Genomic DNA, 19,416 nt, shown 5'->3' with positions numbered 1-19,416 from the left:
CGCTTACAGATAAGCCACTTGTCCAAGATCCGAGATCCAGATTGGCCGTTACCGCCTGTCACCTGTGCTTGCGGTGACATTCTGTTGCAAGGCGCCGCAGCCCTGTTCCCACAAGTGCTACCGATTTGCTCACAGCCTTTTGCGCGGCGCATTTGCCGGCGCTGATGGCACTTATAACCCCCACTTCGCGCAAGGCTTATATAGACGCACCGCGACGTCGTTTTCAGGAGTTATTGAACGGCCATTCAATTTTAGGCATGGCAATTGCTCTGTCATTACAAAGCCCGTCTCCCACGCGAGAACGATGGCAATAACAAGAGCCTCCGCCTGAGGCCATCACCCGCTTTGTGTGAGGAGATACCGCGATGACGACGTTCAACTCCGGGGCCCAACCCCAGAACCGTGCGCCTCAATCCATCGGCTTTCTGCTGCTGGACAATTTCACGCTAATTTCTCTGGCCTCCGCAGTAGAACCTCTGCGCATGGCCAACCAATTGTCCGGCCGCGAGCTGTATCGCTGGACCACACTCACCGTTGACGGCGGCCAGGTCTGGGCCAGCGATGGTCTGCAAATCACCCCCGATTGCTCGATGCACAAAGCACCAAGCCTGGACACCATCATCGTCTGCGGCGGCATCGGCATTCAGCGCACGGTCACTCGCGAACACGTGTCGTGGCTGCAAAGCCAGGCGCGCCAGTCCAAGCGCCTGGGCGCGGTGTGCACCGGTAGCTGGGCGCTGGCGTGCGCCGGTCTGCTCGATGGTTTTGATTGCAGCGTGCACTGGGAATGCCTGGCCTCGATGCAGGAAGCCTTCCCGCGCGTGGCCATGAGCACTCGTTTGTTCACCCTCGACCGCAACCGTTTCACCAGCTCCGGCGGCACCGCGCCGCTGGACATGATGCTGCACCTGATCAGCCGCGATCATGGCCGCGAACTGTCGGCGGCGATTTCCGAGATGTTTGTCTACGAACGCATCCGCAACGAGCAGGATCACCAGCGCGTGCCGCTCAAGCACATGCTCGGCACCAATCAGCCGAAGCTGCAGGAAATCGTCGCGCTGATGGAAGCCAATCTGGAAGAGCCGATCGATCTGGATGAGCTGGCGGTGTACGTCGCCGTTTCGCGCCGTCAGTTGGAGCGGCTGTTCCAGAAATACCTGCACTGTTCGCCGTCGCGTTATTACCTGAAACTGCGCTTGATCCGCGCCCGGCAGTTGCTCAAGCAAACGCCGATGTCGATCATCGAAGTGGCGTCGGTGTGCGGGTTTGTCTCGACGCCGCACTTCTCCAAGTGCTACCGCGAGTACTTCGGCATTCCGCCGCGCGACGAACGCGTCGGTTCCAACACCACGCAGCAAGTGGCGATGATGCCGCTGCCGCAAGCACTGGTGCTGTCGCCGCTGTCCGGGCCGCTGTCGGCGCTGAGTCAGGCGCGTAATGAATCGACTTTTGCCAGCGTAAGGCTCTAGGCCGAGGGGCCTTCATCGCGAGCAAGCTCGCTCCCACAGGTTTTGTTTCGATCGCGATATTTCGATACGACGCCAATCCTGTGGGAGCGAGGCTTGCCCGCGAAGGCTATCTATCAGGCGCTACGACTTCTGCTGATACTCGGTCAGCGCCGGCAATAATTGCTTGTCGATCGCCTGGCGCACCACCGGCTGGATGCTCGCGCCGCTGGTGTACATGTCCTTGACCATCTTGCGCAATTCAAATGCCCGGACATCGTCCAGCCCGCGCACCGCACACTCACAAGCCTGTTCAGCCGTGGCACCGCTTGGCACTTGAAAACCCAGCGCTTTCAGTTGGCCCAACAGGTCTTCCTGGTCTATCAAATCGGCGTACATCATGACGCAATCCTTCTTCAGGGAACGGTGTCGTGGATCGATTCTCGTAGGGGCAGGGGGTGGCGGCAAGGGCGATTTGTCGCCATGGCCGCAATACCTATGAACAGGTCGTTTTCGGCTAACTTGCGATGGGGGAGGTTAGGCACACTGGACTCAGCTGGCACCACGACGGTTTGGTCACCCTCGCGCAACAGCTCCTCAAAAGTACCCTCCTCAGCTCCGATCAAGTCACGGCTTGATCGGGGTTTTTTTTGGCTGTGGATCAGAGGGTTTGTGTCGCCTGTGCAGACGCCATCGCGAGCAGGCTCGCTCCCACAATTAACCGCATTCCTCAGTGAGAACCCGGTCAACTGTGGGAGCGAGCCTGCTCGCGATGAACGATGACGCGGTCTAGCGTTGTAACACCAATATTCGCGACAACAACTCGTCACGATCGACATAGCATCCCTGGAAATGCCGGGCGCCGCTGGCGGGATCGAACGCATTGCGGGCGTGGAGAGTGCGGCGGTTGTCGAAGCACCACAACTCGCCGGGATTGAGCCGCGTCATCACCCGAAAGCGCGCTTCACGGGTCATCGCAATAAACCGCCGATACGCCCGGTATAGCTTGGGCATGTCCTCAATCGAGGCATCAAATGGCCCACGCAGAAAGTTTGCCATGCGGATCTCCGAAACCTGCCCCAACGCATCGAGGGCGATGATCGGTGCCAGGCAGCGGTAGTCGCTGTGACGGTCCTTGTTGCGAAACTCCACGGGGATTTCACACAGGGCCTTGAACGACTCGGGATCTTCCTCGCGCAGTGCGTGGGCGATGGCAAATCCGTCGACGAAAATACTCTCGCCACTGTCCGCGTCATTGACCAGGCAATGCAGAAATTGCAGCCCCGGTTGCAACTCCCGGGTCGGCAAATCGCTGTGCAGCGGCAGGTTGAAAGCGGTGTAGGCATTGCTGTCAGCGTCGGCCTTGGATTGCACGTTGAACAGCACGCCGAAATTGCTCTCGCGGATGAAGGAAATCCGCTGGGCAATCAGCTTCAGCGAGCCGGTTTCGGTGGGCACGCCACGCACTTGCGTCAGGCCGATATCGCGCACCGCCAGCAGCCATTGCAGCAGGGCGTCGTTGTCGTTCATCAGCGCCTGGTAGTCGAACACTGGCAGCTGCAAGTCGCTTTTCCACAGCCTGGATGTTGGCTTGCCAGCCCGGCGCTCGGCGCGGGACTCGTCGTCATAGGCGTGAGCCCGCAGCCAGCCCGGGTCGAAGCGGCTGAGGTGGCCGTCGTGCCATTCGACGCTGAGGCAACCTTCGGCATCGAGGTGTGCCGCTGTCGGCGTCAGGTCCTCTGCGACGTCGACGATTTCCAGCACTTGCTCGCGGGTCACGGTGTAGACGCATTGCGCGCACGGGCAGTTGTCGCGAAGCCATTGATGATGAAACGGGCTGACCCGGCCGTCAGCCCACTGCACTTGAATTCGGTCCGCCAAGGTATGCACGGCGGTCAACGTGCTGATCAACGGGTAGGTACGGAAGTCGGCAAAAGCGGCGGTGTTCAATGGCGATCTCCTTGTTATTTTTTAGGGGGTAACGCGATCACTCGGCCAATGTAGGCGGGGGTTGGCAGGTCGGCTTGCTCGGCAACGATGGCTTGCAGCTTGCTCAAAGTGTCTTCGCTGAACGGTGTGGAGCGAGGGCCGGCGAGGTCGACGTGCAGGAGCATTTGCTCGTTGCCCGCCAGTTCCTTGTCATCGCCGACCAGATGCAGGCTGTGATAGAGGTGCAGGCGTTTGCTGTCGCGGCCGATGATTTGGGTGCGCACTTCGACGTCGGCGTCGAGCTTCACTTCATGCAGGTAATTGAGGTGCAGTTCGAGGGTGAACAGCGAATTGCCGCTGGCTTCGCGGTTGTTGCTGTCCATACCCAAGCGATCCATCAGCGCGTCGGTGGCGTAGCTGAAAATCAGCAGGTAGAAGGCATCGCGCAGGTGGCCGTTGTAGTCGACCCAGTCGGGGATGATTTTGGTTTGGTGGGTGGTTAGGGTGGGCATGACGGGTGTCCGCTTGAGGATTTGGTTGTAATTCAAGATCCACCCCTCACCCCAGCCCTCTCCCCATAGGGGAGAGGGGGAAAGGGGGCCGATCTCCATGCTGTTCAAAGCCTGAGTTCGACTCAGTTCTTTCAGGTCGATGTCGCTCTAAGAACACCTCGGTCAGTCCCCTCTACCCTCTGGGGAGAGGGTTAGGGTGAGGGGGATCTCAAGCCAAGTGCAATCATTCGCTAAACGCCATCCCATGCTTCTCTTTGGTGGTCTTCACCGCTTCGAGCACCGCCAGCAAGCAATCATCACGATAGCGCTCCAGCGCGGAAATGCTGTGTTTGCCCAGTTGTTCACTGGTCCCGTCCACCACATCATCAATCAACTTGTCGGTCAGCTCTGGTGCTGGCAGATACGTCCACGGCAACTGCAACGCCGGACCGAATTGGGCCATGAAGTGGCGCATCCCCGCATCGCCACCCGCCAGGGTGTAGGTCAGGAATGTGCCCATGAACGACCAGCGCAACCCCGCGCCAAAACGGATCGCATCGTCGATCTCGCCAGTGGTTGCCACGCCGTCGTTGACCAGGTGCAGCGCCTCACGCCACAGCGCTTCGAGCAAGCGGTCAGCGATAAACCCTGGCACTTCCTTGCGCACATGCAGCGGACGCATGCCCAAGGATTCATAGACTTTGATCGCCGCTTGAATGGCCTCCGGCGCAGTGTTCTTGCCGCCGACGACTTCCACCAGCGGCAGCAGGTAAACCGGGTTGAACGGGTGCCCGACCACGCAGCGTTCCGGGTGCGTCGAACCTTCGTAGAACTCGCTCGGCAACAGCCCTGAGGTGCTGGAGCCGATCAACGCATTGGGTTTGGCTGCGGCGCTGATTTTGCCGTGCAGCTCGAGTTTCAGTTCGAGGCGTTCAGGGGCGCTTTCCTGAATGAAATCGGCGTCGCGCACGCACTCTTCAATGGTCGCGACAAAACGCAGGCGATCTTGCGCTGCACCGGGCGCCAGGCCTTGTTTCTCCAGCGCGCCCCAGGCGTTCGCGACGCGTTTGCGCAACGTCGCTTCGGCACCCGGCGCCGGGTCCCAAGCCACCACGTCGAGGCCGTGGGCGAGGGCGCGAGACACCCAGCCACTGCCGATGACACCGCTGCCGAGTGCGGCGAAGGTTTTGATTTCGGTGATAAAGCTCATGGCGACTTCCTGAATTGATTCGGTGAACGCCTGTGGGAGCAAAGCTTGCTCGCGATGGCGTCGGAACATCCGGCACATCTTCTGCGATTGGAATACCGCTATCGCGAGCAAGCTGTGCTCCCACAGGTTATGTGTTTAAGGGGATCAACCGCGCTTGGTCAGGCCCATTTTTGTCCGGCCTTCTGCCGGCGTGAGGACGCGGGCGCCGAGGCGGCTGAGGATTTCGCTGGCGCGTTCAACCAATTGCCCATTGGTCGCCAACACGCCTTTGTCCAGCCACAAGTTGTCCTCCAGCCCGACCCGCACGTTGCCGCCGAGCAGCACCGCTTGCGCGGCCATCGGCATTTGCATGCGACCGATGCCAAACCCGGCCCACACCGCATTTGCCGGCAGGTTGTCGACCATGGCTTTCATGGTGGTGGTGTCGGCCGGCGCGCCCCACGGGATGCCCAGGCACAACTGGAACAGCGGGTCGTCGAGCAAACCTTCCTTGATCATCTGCTTGGCGAACCACAGGTGACCGGTGTCGAAAATCTCCAGTTCTGGCTTCACGCCCAGCTCTTGAATCCGCTTGGCGCCGGCCCGCAACTGCGCCGGCGTCGACACATAAATGGTGTCGCCATCGCCAAAATTCAGCGTGCCGCAATCGAGCGTGCAGATTTCCGGCAGCAACTCTTCGACGTGGGCCAGACGGGTCAGCGGGCCGACCAGATCGGTGTTCGGGCCGAACTCCATCGGGTTCTCGCCGCCACCGATTTCCAGGTCGCCACCCATGCCGGCGGTGAGGTTGACGATGATGTCGATGTCCGCCTCGCGGATGCGCTCCATGACTTCGCGGTACAGCGCTACGTCACGGCTGAACTTGCCGGTTTGCGGGTCGCGAACGTGGCAATGCACCACGGTTGCGCCGGCCTTGGCCGCTTCCACCGCAGCGGCGGCGATTTGTTTCGGGGTGACCGGCACGTGTGGGCTTCTGGCGCTCGTGTCGCCAGCACCGGTGAGTGCGCAGGTGATGATGACGTCGTGGTTCATTTAGCGATTCCTTACAGGCGTGATGATTCCGTTCGCAGCCCGTGCAGGCTGCGATTCGGTGGTTCAATCGGGTTTATTTACTGGTCAATGACAGGTTTTCAGCCGCTGGTTTGCCATCGAAGGTGGTCACACCTTCGAGCCAGCGCTGCTTGTCCTGCGGGTGATCCTTGAGCCATTGCTTGGCCGACTCGAACGCGTCTTTGTGATCGAGCAGCGGCTGCATCATCCGGCTCTCGTCTTCGGCGGTGTAAGTCAGGTTGCTGAGCAAACGGCCGATGTTCGGGCATTGCTGCGCGTAGTTCGGCGAGGTGACGGTCCACACGGTCGCCATGCCTTCGTTCGGCCCGAGCGCATCTTCGCTGCCGGTCAGGTAAGTCATCTGCACGTTGACGTTCATCGGGTGCGGCGCCCAACCGAAGAACACCACGGCCTCCTTGCGGCGCACGGCGCGATCCACCGCCGCGAGCATGCCGGCCTCGCTCGACTCGACCAACTGGAACTTGCCGAGGCCGAACTGGTTCTTCGCGATCATCGCTTTGATCTGGGTATTGGCGCCCGAGCCAGGCTCGATGCCGTAGATTTTACCGCCCAGTTCTTTTTCGAACTTGGCGATGTCGGCGAAGGTTTTCAGGCCCTTGTCGGCGAGATAGGTCGGCACCGCGAGAGTCGCGCGGGCATCCTTGAGGCTTGGCGCTTCCAGCACTTTCACCTGTTTGGCATCGACGAACGGGGTGATGGTCTGGGTCATCAACGGGTTCCAGTAGCCGAGGAACAGGTCGAGGCGCTGGTCACGAATCCCGGCGAAGATGATTTGCTGGGACGCGCTGGTCTGTTTGGTTTTGTAGCCGAGGCCGTCGAGCAAGACCTGGGTCATGGCACTGGTGGCGATCACGTCGGTCCAGTTGACCACGCCCATGCGCACGTTCTGGCACGACGCAGGTTCGGCCGCCATGACGCTGGCGCTGAAGAAAGCGGTACCGCTGAGTGCAAGAACACAGCTGCTGATCAGTCGTTTCATGTCGGTTTCCTCGGCAGACGTTATTGTGGTTCCCGGCATCTGTGTGCCGGTGATGCCAAGTTACGCAGCAATGCCCCCGTGAAAGCGCACTATGGCGACCAGCTCTTGCACTGCAGCGACCTGCGCCCTTGAATGCCATCGACAACTGGCGTATCAACGTCCCCACGCTAGTCGACCTCTCGTTACCTGCCAGTCGAGTGCGCTCCATGTCCCATGATTTCTACTTCTTGTTGATGCCGGGTTTTTCCGCCATCGGTTTCATCTCGGCGATCGAGCCGTTGCGGGTCGCCAATCGCTTTCGCGGCGAGCTGTATCGCTGGCACGTGTTGAGCGCCGACGGCGGCGCGGTATTGGCCAGCAACGGCATGTCGGTCAACGCCGACGCGGCGCTGGAACCGCTGAAGAAAGGTGCGACTTTATTGGTGGTCGCCGGGTTTGAACCGCTGAAATTCGCCACGCCGACGCTGCAGCATTGGCTGCGCCGACTGGACCACGACGGCGTGACCCTTGGCGCCATCGACACCGGCAGTTTTGTCCTCGCCGACGCCGGGTTGCTCGACGGCCATCGCCTGACGCTGCACTGGGAAGCCATCGACGCCTTCAAAGAGTCTTATCCACAGCTCAGCGTCACCCAGGAACTGTTCGAAATCGACCGCCGCCGCATCACTTGTGCTGGCGGCACCGCGTCCATCGACCTGATGCTCGACCTCATCGCCCAGGCCCACGACCCGGAGCTGGCGATTCAGGTCAGCGAACAATTTGTGCTCGGGCGCATCCGCCCGCGCAAAGACCACCAACGCATGGAAGTCGCCACGCGCTACGGGATTCGCAACAAGAAACTGGTTCAGGTGATCGGCGAGATGGAACTGCACAGCGAGCCGCCGCTGAGCACGCTGCAATTGGCGGATTCGATCAAAGTCACACGGCGGCAACTGGAGCGGTTGTTTCGCCTGCACCTGAACGACACACCGAGCAATTTTTACCTGCGCTTGCGCCTGGAGAAAGCCCGGCAACTGTTGCGCCAGACCGACCTCAGCGTGTTGGAAGTGAGCATCGCCTGCGGGTTTGAGTCGCCGTCGTATTTCACCCGCAGCTACCGCGCACGGTTTGAGCGCTGCCCGCGCGAGGATCGCCGCACCGCCAAGGCATGATCACTCCCACGCAGAGCATGGGAACGATCAGTGGAAAGTTTCTACTTCTTCATCAGCGCCGAGCACGCCGCTTTATAGGCTTCATGCTGATACTTGTTCAGCGTCGCCGGCAGGGCGAAATCAAACTTCTTGTTCTGCGCATTGATCGTCTGCGGCGACAGCAACGTCACCTCGCAATTCTCCAGCAGCTGGAAAACACCTTCGATCTTGAACGTCGTCGGCCCACCGGCAAACTCGCCTTTCTTGCTGCGCTTCTTGATCGCGATCCGGTCGACCGAATTCTCCCGAACAAACGAGGCAACCTGAGCGGCGAAGACTTTGACGTTCGCCGCTTCGTCGTCATCGTCCAGAGCGATTTTCTTGGTCGCCAAAGCAACGTGGCTCAAGGCCTGACCGTCGAGGGAGGCCACGGCGATGATCGCTTCGCTGCCTTTGATTTCAATGCCGCAGATGTTCATTGGGAATTCCTTATTGAGCTGATGGCGGACAGCTTACAACTCAAGCTGATCGGCGTTGATGCCAAATGCGCCGGCGATGGTCTTACGGGTGGCCTCAATGGGATCCATGCTGCTTGGACAAGACGATGAAAAAGCAAAAAACACAGATTATACAAATGGCTAAATGTTGACTCATAAGCTCTTAATATGCAGATTGAGGGCTAAATGTTATCCATTAAAATCCGATCTTCTTTCGCGCTGCTACACTTGCTCATACTCTCAGTGAGGTCGCATTGTGGCTCTTACCCATATTCTCTATTCCCCCGGCGAACTGGCGCTGCAAATCGCAGGAAATGCCAAACGTTTGAGACTCAGTAAAGATCTGTCCCGGCGCACGCTTTCGCAAAGATCCGGTGTTGCGGAATCGAACATCAAGCGCTTTGAAACGACCGGGAAAATCTCCCTCGACGGTTTGTTGTTGATTGCCGTATGCCTTGGGGCAGAGGAGCCACTGACGCACCTGTTCGCCTCTACTCAGTCCCTGACGCTTCAAGAACTGAAAAACTATGAAAGGGCTCGTGGCCGGCAATGAAAACCGTGAAAGCACTGAGCGTAATGATGCAGGAGTCGAGAGTCGGCGAGTTGGTCGCGATTCCTCGCCAAGGTCTGTTTTTCTCGTACGACCCGGGTTGGTTGGCGAAAGGGTTCAATCTTGCCCCGTTTCACCTGGAGTTTTCGGTCAACCCTCAGCGAGCGGCCGACGTCGCGCTTTTTGATGGTCTGCACGGCGCTTTCAGTGATTCTCTGCCGGATGGCTGGGGCCTTCTGTTGATGGATCGGTTTTTTCGCAGCCAATTGGGCGTTGAACGTCACGCCATCAGCTCGCTGGATCGTCTTGCTTACATGGGTAACCGGAGCATGGGGGCGCTTGAGTACGTTCCAATGTTCGAAACCGTTGAGGCAAATGACGATCTCGATCTCGCAGCGCTCTACGAGGCTTCGCAATTGATACTCTCAGGTAGCGCCGACGAGGTGATAACGTCGCTGCGGCTGGCGGGCGGTTCCCCGGGTGGCGCTCGACCGAAAGCTGTCATCGGCCTGTCGCCGGACAGGCTGCGCGCCGTTTCGTCCTTTGGCGATATGCCTGAGGACTACGAGCATTGGCTGATTAAATTTCGTTGCGAGGAAGATCATCGTGACAGTGGCGCCATCGAGCAGGCATACGCTCTGACGGCAAACAGGGCTGGGGTCGAAACTGCAGAGTCGACACTGTTTCAAGTGGAAACCTCTAAGGGCGCAGAGCAATTTTTTGCCACGAAACGCTTTGACCGAGTAGCTGGTGCCAAACGCCACATGCTCAGCGCGGCAGCCATTCTGTATGCCGATTTCCGCGCGCCAAGTCTTGATTACAGTGATTTGCTACGTGCGACTTGGGCAATGACTCGAGATGCGCTTGAGGTCGAGAAAATGGCCCGATTGATGATTTTCAATGCCTTGGCCCACAATCGCGACGATCACGCCAAAAACTTCTCTTTTTTCGGCGGCATGGATGGCTGGAAGATGGCCCCGGCATACGACCTGACCTTTTCCAGTACCGGTGGACGTGGCAACGAGCACACCACGGCATTTGCCGGGCGCGGCAAACCTACTCGAAAAGCGCTTATCGAAGTGTGCCAACCCTTCAGCTTTCTTGAGCCAGAACGCTACATTGAACAGACGCTGGAGGCGTTTTCCGGTTGGAATGGCTGTTGTGCTGCCTTGGGCGTTGACAAGGTTCAGAGCCAGCGGCTGCGGACAGCGCTTGAATCTGTGTGGCAAGCGGTCTGACGCCTCACTCCTGCGAAATCGACTCCAAAAACTCCGACCGCTCATCGCTCATTCTTGCCACGCAATCATTCTGCGCAATGGTGAAGGCCTTGCTGCCGCTGGTCGCCGGGAATGCTTCCACGGCGCAGTCGGCGTCGCGGGTTTTCAGCCATTGCTGTTGGGCGACTTTGAGCTTTTCGCTGATGTCGTTCAGCTGTGCCTTGTTTTTGCCGTAGGTCGTTTGCAGGCGATCGTTGAGGCTCTGGACGTTTTCCTTGAGCAGGTCTTCGGCAGTGGTGCGGCCGTAGACTGAGCATTCCAGGGTCTGGATGTCGTTTTCGACGGCATCGCAGGGGTTGTTGTCGGATTCTTCTGCCGCGTGTACGCCGGTCGCTATCAGTGCCATTGCCAGGAAGATCGATTTCATTGAGTCGCCCTAAATCCAGTAAGCATCCAGTGATGCGCCGAATTCTGGCCCATGCGCAGGTCCTTGAACAGGTGGCGCGCCACGTTCAACGACGACCCTTTGTCGCGGATTGACGCTTTCGGCAAACCCCCTGTCGTTTTTGCACCCGGCTGCCCCGGTGCTCAGGCATATGCTGGCCCCAAAGCGCCGGCACACGATTCGGCGCACGAATCGCTAATAGGGGACTGCCTGATGAGCCCAGCCGAATTGCACGCCGACAGCATCGTTATCGACGGGCTGATTATCGCCAAGTGGAACCGCGACCTGTTCGAAGACATGCGCAAGGGCGGTCTGACCGCAGCCAATTGCACAGTGTCGGTGTGGGAAGGCTTCCAGGCCACGATCAATAACATCGCCGCGAGCCAGAAGCTGATCCGCGAGAACAGCGACCTGGTGATCCCGGTGAAAACCACCGCCGACATCCGCAAAGCCAAGGAGCAGGGCAAGACCGGGATCATTTTTGGCTTCCAGAATGCTCATGCTTTCGAGGACCAACTCGGCTATGTCGAGATCTTCAAGCAGCTCGGCGTTGGCGTGGTGCAGATGTGCTACAACACGCAGAATCTGGTCGGCACCGGTTGCTACGAACGTGATGGCGGGCTGTCGGGTTTCGGTCGCGAAATCGTCGCCGAAATGAACCGCGTCGGCATCATGTGCGACCTGTCCCACGTCGGCTCCAAGACTTCCGAAGAAGTCATCCTCGAATCGAAAAAGCCAGTCTGCTATTCCCACTGCCTGCCGTCGGGCCTCAAAGAGCACCCGCGCAACAAGTCCGATGAAGAACTGAAGTTCATTGCCGACCACGGCGGTTTTGTCGGCGTGACCATGTTCGCGCCGTTCCTCGCCAAGGGCATTGATTCGACCATCGACGACTACGCCGAAGCGATCGAATACACCATGAACATCGTTGGCGAAGATGCGATCGGCATCGGCACCGACTTCACCCAGGGTCACGGCCAGGATTTCTTCGAAATGCTGACCCACGACAAGGGCTACGCGCGACGCCTCACCAGCTTCGGCAAGATCATCAACCCGCTGGGCATCCGCACCGTCGGCGAGTTCCCGAACCTGACCGAAACGCTGCTCAAGCGCGGCCACCCCGAGCGAGTAGTGCGCAAGATCATGGGCGATAACTGGGTCAGCGTTCTCAAAGACGTCTGGGGCGAGTGAATAACGAGCCCTTGTGAATAACGATCTTTTGTAGCAGCTGCCGAGGCACGAGGCTGCGTCGCGGTCCGCAGGACCGCCCTCGGGGGGCCGCTTCGCAGCCCAACGCAGCCTCGTGCCTCGGCAGCTGCTACACAAAACACACCACGAATTTTCTGGAGTTAAGTTTCCATGGCCAAGATCGCCCCGCAATTGCCAATCGAAGTCGACAGCGAAACCGGTGTCTGGACCTCTGACGCCCTGCCGATGCTGTACGTGCCGCGTCATTTCTTCGTCAACAATCACATGGGCATCGAAGAAGTGTTGGGCGCCGACGCCTACGCCGAAATCCTCTACAAGGCCGGCTACAAATCCGCCTGGCACTGGTGCGAGAAAGAAGCTGAATGCCACGGCCTGGAAGGCGTTGCGGTGTTCGAGCACTACATGAAGCGCCTGTCGCAACGCGGCTGGGGCCTGTTCAAGATCCAGGACATCGACCTCGATAAAGGCACCGCCAGCGTCAAGCTCGAACACTCGGCATTCGTCTACGTCTACGGCAAGGTCGGGCGCAAAGTCGACTACATGTTCACCGGTTGGTTTGCCGGTGCCATGGACCAAATCCTGCAAGCGCGCGGCAGCAGCATTCGCACAGTTGCCGAGCAAGTCTACGGTGGCTCCGAAGAAGGCCACGACGACGGTTTGTTCACCGTCAAGCCGTTGTAAGTCGAGGAACCCGCCATGGCTTTCGAAGCAATGTTCCAGCCGATCCAGATCGGCAAATTGACCATCCGCAACCGCGTGCTCAGCACCGCGCACGCCGAGGTCTACGCGACCGACGGCGGCATGACCACCGACCGGTACGTCAAGTATTACGAAGAGAAAGCCAAGGGCGGGATCGGCCTGGCGATTTGCGGCGGTTCTTCCAGTGTGGCCATCGACAGCCCGCAAGGCTGGTGGAAATCGGTCAACCTGGCTGACGACCGGATCATCCCGCATTTCCAGAACCTGGCCGACGCCATGCACAAGCATGGCGCCAAAATCATGATCCAGATTACCCACATGGGCCGCCGTTCGCGCTGGGACGGCGAGCATTGGCCAACCTTGCTGTCGCCGTCGGGCATCCGTGAACCGGTGCACCGAGCGACCTGCAAAACCATCGAGCCGGAAGAAATCTGGCGGGTCATCGGCAACTACGCCACAGCGGCGGGCCGCGCCAAGGCCGGTGGTCTGGATGGCATCGAATTGTCCGCCGTGCACCAGCACATGATCGATCAGTTCTGGAGCCCGCGCGTCAACAAGCGCACCGACGAATGGGGCGGCAGCTTCGAGAACCGCATGCGTTTCGGCCTGGAAGTGTTGAAGGCTGTGCGGGCTGAAGTCGGCCCGGATTTCTGCGTCGGCATCCGTCTGTGCGGCGATGAATTCCACCCGGACGGCTTGTCCCACGAGGACATGAAACAGATCGCCAAGTACTACGACGACACCGGCATGATCGACTTCATCGGCGTCGTCGGTTCGGGTTGCGATACGCACAACACCCTGGCCAACGTTATCCCCAACATGAGTTATCCACCGGAGCCATTTCTGCACCTGGCCGCCGGGATCAAGGAAGTGGTCAAGGCCCCGGTGCTGCACGCGCAGAACATCAAGGACCCGAACCAGGCCACGCGGATTCTTGAAGGCGGCTACGTCGACATGGTCGGCATGACCCGCGCGCACATCGCCGATCCGCACCTGATCGCCAAGATCAAAATGGGTCAGGTCGACCAGATCAAACAATGCGTCGGCGCCAACTACTGCATTGACCGTCAGTACCAAGGCCTGGACGTGCTGTGCATCCAGAACGCCGCGACTTCCCGTGAATACATGGGCGTGCCGCACATCATCGAGAAATCGACCGGAGTGAAACGCAAAGTCGTGGTGGTCGGTGCCGGTCCTGCCGGGATGGAAGCGGCGCGCGTCTCGGCCGAACGTGGCCATGACGTGACGCTGTTCGAGAAAAAAGAATTCATCGGCGGGCAAATCACTACGGCGTCGAAAGCTCCGCAACGCGACCAGATTGCTGGGATCACGCGCTGGTTCCAACTGGAGCTGGCGCGGCTGAAAGTCGATCTGCGCCTGGGCGTGGCGGCGGATGCGGCGACCATTCTTGATCTGCGCCCGGACGTGGTGGTGCTCGCCGTCGGCGGCCATCCATTCATCGAGCAGAACGAGCATTGGGGCGCGGCGGAAGGTTTGGTGGTCAGCAGTTGGGACATCCTCGACGGCAAAGTGGCGCCGGGCAAAAACGTGCTGGTCTACGACACCATTTGTGAATTCACCGGGATGTCGACCGCCGACTATCTGGCCGACAAGGGCTGTCAGGTCGAGATCGTCACCGACGACATCAAGCCGGGCGTGGCAATTGGCGGCACCTCGTTCCCGACCTACTACCGCAGCATGTACCCGAAAGAAGTGATCATGACCGGCGACATGATGCTCGAGAAGGTTTACCGCGAAGGCGACAAGTTGGTGGCGGTGCTGGAGAACGAATACACCGGCGCCAAAGAGGAGCGGGTGGTGGACCAGGTCGTCGTCGAAAACGGCGTACGTCCGGACGAAGAAATCTATTACGCGCTCAAGGAAGCGTCGCGCAACAAAGGCCAGATGGACATCGAAGCCCTGTTCGCGATCCAGCCGCAGCCATCGTTGAGCACCACCGGTGACGGCTACTTGCTGTTCCGCATCGGCGACTGCGTGGCGCAGCGCAACACGCACGCAGCGATCTACGACGCACTGCGCCTGTGTAAGGATTTCTGACGGATAACCACCATCACCGTGGCGAGGGGGCTTGCCCCCGTTGGGCTGCGCAGCAGCCCCGAAATCAGCTGATGCGGTTTTTCAGTAAAACGCATTGGACGGTTTACGACTGCTTCGCAGCCGAACGGGGGCAAGCCCCCTCGCCACAGGTAGGTGCCAGGCCTTCATCGGCACGCACATGAACCCGTGCAAGACCCTGAGGTCTTTGGGAGCTTCACCATGTTGAACACCCTTCTTCCAATCCTGTTGTTCGCTGCCCTGGGCCTGGCTGTGCTCGGCGCGTTGCGGCGGATGAACATGTGGCGCCGGGGCCGGGCTTCGAAGGTCGATTTGATCGGCGGCCTGCTCGCCATGCCCAAGCGCTACATGGTCGACTTGCACCACGTCGTCGCGCGCGACAAATACATCGCCAACACCCACGTCGCGACGGCCGGCGGCGCGGTGGCGTCGATTGTGCTGGCGCTGCTGGTTTACGGTTTCGGCCTGCAAAACCGCATCCTCGGCTTCGCCCTGTTGATCGCTTCGGCGGTAATGTTCGTCGGCGCGATTTTCATGTTCCTGCGGCGGCGCAATCCTCCCGCGCGCCTGTCCAAAGGACCGTGGATGCGTTTGCCGAAAAGCCTGTTGGCGTTCTCGGCGAGCTTCTTCCTGCTGACCCTGCCGGTCGCCGGGATCCTTCCGCAAAACTTTGGTGGCTGGGTGGTCGCGGCGATCCTCGGCGTCGGCGTGCTTTGGGGTGTTTGCGAACTGTTCCTCGGCATGACCTGGGGCGGGCCGATGAAGCACGCCTTCGCCGGTGCCCTGCACCTGGCCTGGCACCGTCGCGCCGAACGCTTTGGCGGCGGTCGCTCGACCGGTCTGAAACCACTGGACCTGAACGACCCGAACGCGCCACTGGGCGTGGAAAAACCCAAGGATTTCACCTGGAACCAACTGCTCGGTTTCGACGCCTGCGTGCAGTGCGGCAAGTGCGAAGCGGCGTGCCCGGCGTTCGCCGCCGGCCAACCGCTGAACCCGAAAAAACTCATTCAAGACATGGTCGTCGGCCTCGCCGGTGGCACCGATGCCAACTTCGCCGGTAGCCCGTACCCCGGCAAACCGATCGGCGAACACGCTGGCAATCCCCATCAACCGATCGTCAACGGTCTGGTCGATGCCGAAACCCTGTGGTCGTGCACCACGTGCCGCGCCTGCGTCGAGGAATGCCCGATGATGATCGAGCACGTCGATGCCATCGTCGACATGCGCCGCCACCTCACACTGGAACGCGGCGCGACGCCGAACAAGGGTGCCGAAGTCCTCGAAAACCTGATCGCCACCGACAACCCGGGCGGTTTTGCGCCGGGCGGGCGGATGAACTGGGCGGCGGATCTGAACCTGAATTTGATGAGCGAGAAAAAATCTGTCGACGTGCTGTTCTGGGTTGGCGACGGCGCGTTCGACATGCGCAACCAGCGCACCTTGCGCGCCTTCGTCAAAGTGCTGAAAGCGGCCAAGGTCGATTTCGCCGTGCTCGGTCTGGAGGAGCGCGACAGCGGTGATGTGGCCCGACGTCTGGGCGACGAAGCGACGTTCCAGTTGTTGGCCAAACGCAACATTCAGACGCTGGCCAAGTACAGCTTCAACCGCATCGTCACCTGCGATCCGCACAGCTTCCATGTGTTGAAAAACGAGTACGGCGCCTTCGACGGCCACTACCTGGTGCAGCACCACAGCACCTACATGGCGGAAATCATTGGCGCTGGCGCACTGAATCTCGGCCAGCACAAAGGCGCCAGCGTGACTTATCACGATCCGTGCTACCTCGGCCGTTACAACGGCGAATACGAGGCGCCGCGCGAAGTGCTGCACGCGCTCGGGATCGAAGTCAAAGAGATGCAGCGTTCCGGTTTCCGCTCGCGTTGCTGCGGTGGCGGTGGCGGCGCGCCGATCACCGACATTCCGGGCAAGCAGCGGATCCCCGACATGCGCATGGACGACATCCGCGAAACCGGCGCCGAACTGGTGGCCGTGGGTTGCCCGCAATGCACCGCGATGCTTGAGGGTGTGGTCGAACCGCGGCCGCTGATCAAAGACATTGCCGAACTGGTGGCCGATGCCCTGCTCGAAGACCAGGCACCGAGCAAACCCGCCACTCCGGCCAAACGTGAACCTGCGGAGGCCCACTGATGAGCGACATTATCCGCCGCGACCCGCGCGCCGAATGGATCGCGCGTAACCGCTTGCACCCGCTGCACGCGGCGATGCAACCGGCGCAACACAGCTGGATGGGGCCGAACGGGGTCGTCCGCAAGAATCTGCATGGCATCGGTTTTATCGGGCCGAACGGGATCAAGCGCATCGATCGCAGCGGCGCGCAGCAGGGCGGGGCGACCAAACGTTCAGCCACCGTAGAAGTGCAACTGCCGCTGCATCAAGTGTCGGTTCCGGCGTTTTACATCAGCGTGGTGCCGGACATGGTCGGCGGCCGCTTGAGCAGCCACGACCGCGATCTGCTTGGCCTCGCGCATCAGTTGGCCGGCAAGGACGGCGCGGTGTTGGCGGTGGTCTTCGGCGAACACAAGGAAAACGCGTTCACCACGGCGGGCGTCGATCGGTTGCTGGTGCTCGATGGTGAGGAATTCAACGGTTATGCACCGGAGCAACGCGTGCAGGGCTTGCGGGCTGTGGATAACCAGTTCAACCCGCGTCATTGGTTGCTGCCGGACAGTCGCAGCGGCGGTGGCGAACTCGGTCGGCGCTTTGCCGCGGCGCTCGGCGAACGCCCGGCCACGCGGGTCTGGCAGGTCAAGGATGAGCAATGCATCGGCCGTGCTGGCGCCGGGCTGCAGGACCTTGCGCGGCCGGTCGCGCGGTTGATTCTGGGCGCCGCCGAATGCGCCGATCCGGTCAGCGAAACCCGTCATGAAGCGTTGCCCGTGGAGTTATCCACAAGCGTGGCGCGCAGTTTGTCGCGTATCGAAGATTTGGGCGCCGTCGCGGTGGACCCGGCGGCGATTCCGATGGCCGAAGCCGAGTTCATCTTCTCCGGCGGCAACGGGGTCAAGGACTGGACACTTTTCCACAATACCGCCGCAGCCTTGGGCGCCACTGAAGGCGCGTCGCGGGTGGCGGTGGACGATGGCTTCATGGCACGCGATCGCCAGGTCGGCGCGTCGGGCACTTGGGTCACCGCGCGGGTCTACGTGGCGGTGGGGATTTCCGGGGCGATCCAGCACCTGCAAGGCATCGGCGCCTGCGACAAAGTGGTGGCGATCAACCTCGATCCGGGCTGCGACATGATCAAACGGGCCGACTTGTCGGTGATCGGCGAGAGCGCCGAGATTCTTCAAGCCTTGATCGACGCGGTAGCGGCTTACCGCAACGACGCCAAGCGCGATGCGGCTTAAGGGAAGGAACGGACCATGAGTACAAAAGTCATCAGCCTGGTGTCCATCGGCGCCCACCCGACCTCCGGCCGCCCGCGCCGCGCCGAGCAGGATGCGCGCGCGGTGGAGCTGGGCCTGCAACTGGCTGGGGATAACCTGCAAGTGCTGCATGCCGGCGATGTCGCGGAACCGGCGTTGCGCGCTTATCTGGGCATGGGCCTGGCGCAATTGCGCGTGCTCGAGCAACCGGACGGCGCCGACGCGCTGCCAGCGTTGAGCGCGTATTTGCGCGAGGCCGGGGCGCAAGTGGTGCTCACTGGCAGCCAGGCGGAAACCGGTGAGGGCTCGGGCATGTTGCCGTTCCTGCTCGCCGAAAGCCTTGGCTGGCCGCTGGTGGTGGGGCTGGCCCAGGTTGAATCCATCGACGGCGGTTCGGCGCTGGTACTGCAAGCCTTGCCGCGCGGTCAGCGGCGTCGCTTGAAAGTGCGATTGCCGTTCCTCGCGACTGTGGATAACGCGGCGCCGAAACCTCGGCAAAGCGCCTACGGCCCAGCGCGGCGCGGGGTGCTGGAAGCGGACGAGGTCGAGGTTGTCGATGATCAATTGCTCAGCGTCGCCACTCTGCAAACCGCCAAACCACGGCCGAAACGCCTGAAAGTAATCAAAGCCAAAAGCGGCGCCGACCGCATGAAAGCCGCCACGGCCAAAGCCAGCGGTGGCGGCGGGCAAGTGCTCAAAGGCGTGACCGCGCAGGCCGGAGCCGAGGCCATCCTCAAATTGCTGATCGAAGAAGGCGTAGTTCGCTAAACCCGCACACAAACCCTGTAGGAGCTGAGCTTGCTCGCGAAGAGGCCATCTCATCCAACATAAATGGCGCTTGACCCACCGCCATCGCGAGCAAGCTTGATCTGGTCAAGTAATCCTGGACACCAATTACGGTTTTTTCACGCCGCCATTTTCTCCATGGCGACCGGTGACCGGTAATCGTTGTAGCTATGGAGCCTGAAGTTGTTGTAGCGCACCACGTAGCGCTGCAAATCAGCCCGGGCTTCATACTCCGAGCGGTAACCGGCTTCAGGCACCCACTCTGATTTCAGACTTCCAAAGAAACGCTCCAT

General features: G+C 60.4%; 19 protein-coding genes. 10 read left to right on the top strand and 9 right to left on the bottom strand.

Features of this window, described 5'->3' with window-relative positions:
* Positions 1-365: 365 nt before the first annotated feature.
* Positions 366-1,469 carry a GlxA family transcriptional regulator gene (locus BI292_RS20285; protein ID WP_092277029.1) on the top strand — a complete coding sequence of 368 codons (1,104 nt, stop codon included), beginning with the start codon at positions 366-368 and terminating at the stop codon, positions 1,467-1,469.
* Between the two features lie 120 nt (positions 1,470-1,589).
* On the opposite strand, the gene BI292_RS20280 is transcribed toward BI292_RS20285, so the two are convergent.
* The 6 genes from BI292_RS20280 to BI292_RS20255 form a co-directional block, all read right to left on the bottom strand.
* Positions 1,590-1,847 carry a hypothetical protein gene (locus tag BI292_RS20280; RefSeq protein ID WP_101208935.1) on the bottom strand — a complete coding sequence of 86 codons (258 nt, stop codon included), beginning with the start codon at positions 1,845-1,847 and terminating at the stop codon, positions 1,590-1,592.
* A gap of 387 nt (positions 1,848-2,234) precedes the next feature.
* A complete protein-coding gene (locus tag BI292_RS20275) occupies positions 2,235-3,395 on the bottom strand; it encodes a gamma-butyrobetaine dioxygenase (RefSeq protein ID WP_101208934.1) in 1,161 nt (386 codons plus the stop codon).
* Between the two features lie 14 nt (positions 3,396-3,409).
* The gene (locus BI292_RS20270; RefSeq protein WP_101208933.1) at positions 3,410-3,886 is read right to left on the bottom strand and encodes a thioesterase family protein; all 477 of its coding nucleotides are present in this window, start codon (positions 3,884-3,886) and stop codon (positions 3,410-3,412) included.
* 223 nt (positions 3,887-4,109) lie between these two features.
* Positions 4,110-5,075, bottom strand: a complete 966-nt coding sequence (locus tag BI292_RS20265; RefSeq protein WP_101208945.1) for an L-carnitine dehydrogenase — start codon at positions 5,073-5,075, stop codon at positions 4,110-4,112.
* Positions 5,076-5,219: 144 nt separating this feature from the next.
* Positions 5,220-6,107, bottom strand: coding sequence for a 3-keto-5-aminohexanoate cleavage protein (locus tag BI292_RS20260; protein WP_092277040.1), 888 nt, complete (start codon positions 6,105-6,107; stop codon positions 5,220-5,222).
* 73 nt (positions 6,108-6,180) lie between these two features.
* Entirely contained in the window at positions 6,181-7,125 is a 945-nt protein-coding gene (locus BI292_RS20255; RefSeq protein ID WP_092277042.1) for a choline ABC transporter substrate-binding protein, read from the bottom strand.
* Positions 7,126-7,331: 206 nt separating this feature from the next.
* On the opposite strand from BI292_RS20255, the gene BI292_RS20250 reads away from it, so the two are divergent.
* Positions 7,332-8,276, top strand: a complete 945-nt coding sequence (locus BI292_RS20250; RefSeq protein ID WP_101208932.1) for a GlxA family transcriptional regulator — start codon at positions 7,332-7,334, stop codon at positions 8,274-8,276.
* A 41-nt stretch (positions 8,277-8,317) separates the two neighbouring features.
* Here the strand turns inward: BI292_RS20250 and BI292_RS20245 are convergent, their stop codons facing one another.
* Complete coding sequence (locus BI292_RS20245; protein WP_101208931.1) at positions 8,318-8,734, bottom strand: DUF3010 family protein; 417 nt, start codon at positions 8,732-8,734, stop codon at positions 8,318-8,320.
* 274 nt (positions 8,735-9,008) lie between these two features.
* Between BI292_RS20245 and BI292_RS20240 the strand changes: the two genes are divergently transcribed.
* Both BI292_RS20240 and BI292_RS20235 read left to right on the top strand, forming a co-directional pair.
* Positions 9,009-9,305: a helix-turn-helix transcriptional regulator gene (locus BI292_RS20240; RefSeq protein ID WP_101208930.1), complete on the top strand. Its 297-nt coding sequence runs from the start codon at positions 9,009-9,011 to the stop codon at positions 9,303-9,305.
* Entirely contained in the window at positions 9,302-10,540 is a 1,239-nt protein-coding gene (locus BI292_RS20235) for a type II toxin-antitoxin system HipA family toxin (RefSeq protein WP_101208929.1), read from the top strand. The genes BI292_RS20240 and BI292_RS20235 overlap by 4 nt, the downstream gene beginning before the upstream one ends.
* A gap of 4 nt (positions 10,541-10,544) precedes the next feature.
* On the opposite strand, the gene BI292_RS20230 is transcribed toward BI292_RS20235, so the two are convergent.
* Positions 10,545-10,946 (bottom strand): lysozyme inhibitor LprI family protein, encoded by a 402-nt coding sequence (locus BI292_RS20230; protein ID WP_101208928.1) that lies wholly within the window; start codon positions 10,944-10,946, stop codon positions 10,545-10,547.
* Positions 10,947-11,177: 231 nt separating this feature from the next.
* Between BI292_RS20230 and BI292_RS20220 the strand changes: the two genes are divergently transcribed.
* From BI292_RS20220 to BI292_RS20195, 6 genes are all read left to right on the top strand, one after another.
* Positions 11,178-12,155: a dipeptidase gene (locus BI292_RS20220; protein ID WP_092277058.1), complete on the top strand. Its 978-nt coding sequence runs from the start codon at positions 11,178-11,180 to the stop codon at positions 12,153-12,155.
* A 168-nt stretch (positions 12,156-12,323) separates the two neighbouring features.
* Positions 12,324-12,854, top strand: a complete 531-nt coding sequence (locus BI292_RS20215; protein ID WP_007907543.1) for a DUF5943 domain-containing protein — start codon at positions 12,324-12,326, stop codon at positions 12,852-12,854.
* 15 nt (positions 12,855-12,869) lie between these two features.
* A complete protein-coding gene (dgcA, locus tag BI292_RS20210) occupies positions 12,870-14,930 on the top strand; it encodes a dimethylglycine demethylation protein DgcA (RefSeq protein ID WP_101208927.1) in 2,061 nt (686 codons plus the stop codon).
* A 219-nt stretch (positions 14,931-15,149) separates the two neighbouring features.
* A complete protein-coding gene (gene dgcB, locus BI292_RS20205) occupies positions 15,150-17,099 on the top strand; it encodes a dimethylglycine demethylation protein DgcB (protein ID WP_101208926.1) in 1,950 nt (649 codons plus the stop codon).
* Positions 17,099-18,319 carry an electron transfer flavoprotein subunit alpha/FixB family protein gene (locus BI292_RS20200; protein ID WP_101208925.1) on the top strand — a complete coding sequence of 407 codons (1,221 nt, stop codon included), beginning with the start codon at positions 17,099-17,101 and terminating at the stop codon, positions 18,317-18,319. Before dgcB ends, BI292_RS20200 begins: the two co-directional genes overlap by 1 nt.
* Before the next feature lie 15 nt (positions 18,320-18,334).
* Positions 18,335-19,105: an electron transfer flavoprotein subunit beta gene (locus BI292_RS20195; protein ID WP_101208924.1), complete on the top strand. Its 771-nt coding sequence runs from the start codon at positions 18,335-18,337 to the stop codon at positions 19,103-19,105.
* A 137-nt stretch (positions 19,106-19,242) separates the two neighbouring features.
* Here the strand turns inward: BI292_RS20195 and BI292_RS20190 are convergent, their stop codons facing one another.
* Positions 19,243-19,416: an IS3 family transposase gene (locus BI292_RS20190; protein WP_157831286.1), complete on the bottom strand. Its 174-nt coding sequence runs from the start codon at positions 19,414-19,416 to the stop codon at positions 19,243-19,245.

It is taken from the genome of Pseudomonas sp. 43NM1, assembly GCF_002836905.1.
Classification (GTDB): domain Bacteria; phylum Pseudomonadota; class Gammaproteobacteria; order Pseudomonadales; family Pseudomonadaceae; genus Aquipseudomonas; species Aquipseudomonas prosekii.
This window is presented reverse-complemented; position numbering and strand designations above follow the sequence as displayed.

Bases quoted from the DNA above. Each gene is read 5' to 3' on its own strand.
- dgcB (WP_101208926.1), top strand. From the start codon at position 15,150: ATGTTGAACACCCTTCTTCCAATCCTGTTGTTCGCTGCCCTGGGCCTG.
- BI292_RS20260 (WP_092277040.1), bottom strand. From the start codon at position 6,107: ATGAACCACGACGTCATCATCACCTGCGCACTCACCGGTGCTGGCGAC.
- BI292_RS20285 (WP_092277029.1), top strand. From the start codon at position 366: ATGACGACGTTCAACTCCGGGGCCCAACCCCAGAACCGTGCGCCTCAA.
- BI292_RS20280 (WP_101208935.1), bottom strand. From the start codon at position 1,847: ATGATGTACGCCGATTTGATAGACCAGGAAGACCTGTTGGGCCAACTG.
- BI292_RS20215 (WP_007907543.1), top strand. From the start codon at position 12,324: ATGGCCAAGATCGCCCCGCAATTGCCAATCGAAGTCGACAGCGAAACC.
- BI292_RS20270 (WP_101208933.1), bottom strand. From the start codon at position 3,886: ATGCCCACCCTAACCACCCACCAAACCAAAATCATCCCCGACTGGGTC.
- BI292_RS20245 (WP_101208931.1), bottom strand. From the start codon at position 8,734: ATGAACATCTGCGGCATTGAAATCAAAGGCAGCGAAGCGATCATCGCC.
- BI292_RS20200 (WP_101208925.1), top strand. From the start codon at position 17,099: ATGAGCGACATTATCCGCCGCGACCCGCGCGCCGAATGGATCGCGCGT.
- BI292_RS20235 (WP_101208929.1), top strand. From the start codon at position 9,302: ATGAAAACCGTGAAAGCACTGAGCGTAATGATGCAGGAGTCGAGAGTC.
- BI292_RS20230 (WP_101208928.1), bottom strand. From the start codon at position 10,946: ATGAAATCGATCTTCCTGGCAATGGCACTGATAGCGACCGGCGTACAC.
- dgcA (WP_101208927.1), top strand. From the start codon at position 12,870: ATGGCTTTCGAAGCAATGTTCCAGCCGATCCAGATCGGCAAATTGACC.
- BI292_RS20255 (WP_092277042.1), bottom strand. From the start codon at position 7,125: ATGAAACGACTGATCAGCAGCTGTGTTCTTGCACTCAGCGGTACCGCT.
- BI292_RS20250 (WP_101208932.1), top strand. From the start codon at position 7,332: ATGTCCCATGATTTCTACTTCTTGTTGATGCCGGGTTTTTCCGCCATC.
- BI292_RS20190 (WP_157831286.1), bottom strand. From the start codon at position 19,416: ATGGAGCGTTTCTTTGGAAGTCTGAAATCAGAGTGGGTGCCTGAAGCC.
- BI292_RS20265 (WP_101208945.1), bottom strand. From the start codon at position 5,075: ATGAGCTTTATCACCGAAATCAAAACCTTCGCCGCACTCGGCAGCGGT.
- BI292_RS20220 (WP_092277058.1), top strand. From the start codon at position 11,178: ATGAGCCCAGCCGAATTGCACGCCGACAGCATCGTTATCGACGGGCTG.
- BI292_RS20195 (WP_101208924.1), top strand. From the start codon at position 18,335: ATGAGTACAAAAGTCATCAGCCTGGTGTCCATCGGCGCCCACCCGACC.